This is a genomic window from Plasticicumulans sp. (assembly GCF_035331805.1).
GTDB lineage: Bacteria > Pseudomonadota > Gammaproteobacteria > Competibacterales > Competibacteraceae > Plasticicumulans.
In genome coordinates this window covers 1-2,285 of sequence record NZ_DAOLKE010000470.1, presented here as the reverse complement: position 1 = coordinate 2,285, position 2,285 = coordinate 1, and the positions used below count along the sequence as shown (strand labels likewise).

General features: G+C 73.9%; 3 protein-coding genes. All 3 read right to left on the bottom strand.

What is annotated here, in order from left to right:
* Positions 1-371: type III-B CRISPR module-associated protein Cmr5 (locus PKE44_RS18500; protein ID WP_324554176.1), on the bottom strand; the 371-nt coding region annotated here is incomplete at its 3' end.
* Complete coding sequence (cmr4, locus tag PKE44_RS18495) at positions 368-1,393, bottom strand: type III-B CRISPR module RAMP protein Cmr4 (RefSeq protein ID WP_311097738.1); 1,026 nt, start codon at positions 1,391-1,393, stop codon at positions 368-370. The genes cmr4 and PKE44_RS18500, both read right to left, overlap by 4 nt.
* On the bottom strand, positions 1,387-2,285 hold an 899-nt coding region (locus tag PKE44_RS18490), incomplete at its 5' end, for a type III-B CRISPR module-associated Cmr3 family protein (protein WP_324554174.1). The genes PKE44_RS18490 and cmr4, both read right to left, overlap by 7 nt.

Sequence of the window (2,285 nt, the reverse complement as noted above, 5' to 3'; positions counted from 1 at the left end):
AGTACCTGGCGGGTGAGTTGCCGGTAGGCGGGCAGTGGGGCGGCGATCGCCTGTTGCTGCAGCGCCTCGCCGTCGCTTGCGCCGACGACGACGGCGAGATCGTTCAGATAGCGCCGGTAGGCGTTGTCGCCGCCGCCGGCGTCGCCCGCCTTGGCGCGCAGAAAGCCGAGCGCCTGCGCCAATCCGGCCTGCATGACGAGGACCGGGAACTGGTCGGCGCGCGCTTTGTATTGGGCGCGTGAAAAGCCGGCCGAGGAGCCGGCCGACGGGCGGCTCTGGCCGTCCGCCGGCCAATCGGCGGCGACGGCGCGGATTCGGGTCAGCGCCGCTTCGGCCAGGCGCTGCGCGCGCGTGCGCGGAGCGGGGCTCATCGTTTGTCTCCGCCGGCAGCCTTGTCCGCCGCTGGCGGCAGGACGAAGCGGACGAGGCCGCGCCCGATCGTCGCCTTGCCGCCGATCTGCAGCGTCAGTGCGCCGTGCCCGTTGCCGGCCAGACCGGCGCGGAAGGCGGCGAGCGTCTGCGCGGCGGCGAGCGGCTGGCCGTCGCGCGCCGGGCCGGCAGCGATCTGGCCCCAGAGGACGGTCTCCGCCGGCAGGTTTTCTTCGTACCACAGCGCGCCGTTGTCGACGACGCCACGCGAGTCGTCGATGCGGATGCGCGCGCGTACCTCGGTCGCCGTGTCGGCGAGGAATGAGAAGTCGGCGTCGGAAATGATGGCGAAGCGTTCGCCGAGCAGCGCCTGCCATTTTTTGTCGCCGGGATGGACGCGGGCGGCGATCCGTTCGGCCCAGGCGTCGGCCCCCGGCGCGGCGCCGTGCGGGCCGGCGTTCTGGCCGCTCGCCCGCAGGTCGAGGTCTTCGAGCACGACGAGTGTGCCGGGTTTGTGCTGGGCGATGATCTTCGTGCTTTGGCAGACGAGCGCCTGCTGCTCGTCGACCGGCGGAACGTCGGGGGGGTCGCGGACGGTCGGCGCTGCGCGGACGACGCCGACTGCGCCGCCGGCGGCCGCCGCCGTCGGCGCGGCGAGGGTTTCGCGGCGCAGGTCTTCGGCGTAGCGCGCGAGGACGAAGGGGCAGGTGACGAAAGCGACGATGCCGGCCAGCGAGCGCACCGGCAGGAGCAGGAGCTGCGCGTCGCCGAAAGCCAGCGCGCCGGCGTAGGCGGCGTCGCCAGAGTCGATGCTCGGCGGTCCGAAGAGCGTCAGGAGTGTCTTCTGCTGCCGCTCGTCGGCGGCGAATTCGTCGCGCAGGACGCCTTTCAGCGCCGAGCCGGGGACGATCGGCAGGTGGGTCGCGCGGGCGCGCGCCACCGGCAGGTCGACGGCGCCGAGCGCCTGGCCGCTGCCGACGTGCAGCGCGCTCAGGGCGTGCAGGTGAAAGATCTGGGTCAGCATGCGCTTTCTTCTCCTTGTTGTTGCGGGGTTGGCCAGAGACCGGGGATGACCAGGCCGAAGCCGTCGCGGCGATCCTGTTCGTCGTCGGCGATCGGCGCCAGCCAGAGGCGTTCTGCCCAGTCGTCGGGTGGGGCGCCGATGACTTCGAACCAGTAGGTGGCGCCGGCGGGAACCGCTTTGCGGGCGGCTTTGGCGCCGGCGGTGGGGCGGCCGGCGCCGTCTCCGGCGGCGGCGAGGTCCCAGCCGGAGACGGAGAGCCAGCCGTCGACGGCGGCGGCAACCAGGCGGAGCTGCAGGTCGGGGCAGGCGGGCGGGCAGCCGCAAAGATCGTCATTCAGCCAGGCGGGCCGCCAGCCGGCGGCGAAGAGCGCCGGGGTGGCAAGGCTGAGCGTCAGGCGGCGCGCGCCGGCGAGTTCGGCAAGGTGCTCGGGCGGCGCGGCGAGCACTTCGCGCGGCGCCGCGGCGAGCCACGACAGCCGCCGTTCGCCGCCAAAGGTGACCCAGCGCGGGGCGATGTCCTGGGCAAAGCGGGCGAGGAAGATCCATTGTTCGACGGTGAAGCCGTGACGGTCGGCTCGCCGGCGCGGCGAGAAGTCGAGTCCATCGCTCTGGAAGAGGCGGCCGGGGTCGGCGGCCAGCGTGTTGCGCGCCAGTGCAACGTGCGTGCGGGTTTCGCTCGGTGGTTCGTCGTGCGCGGGGAGCGCGACGCTTGCGCCGCGTCGCCAGGCGAGCAGGGTGGACAGCGGCCAGAAGCGCGGGCCGGGCTGCACCTTGCCCTTGCCGGCGCCGGGCGGCAGGAGCAGCGGGCGCAGCCCGGTCGGCAGGTCGCAGCCGCAGCCGGCCGGCAGCGTGCCGGGCTGCAGCCGCTGGTAGGCGCCGGCGCCGTGCGCGT

Excerpts from the sequence above, each read along its gene's own strand:
- cmr4 (WP_311097738.1), bottom strand. The coding sequence starts at position 1,393 with ATGCTGACCCAGATCTTTCACCTGCACGCCCTGAGCGCGCTGCACGTC.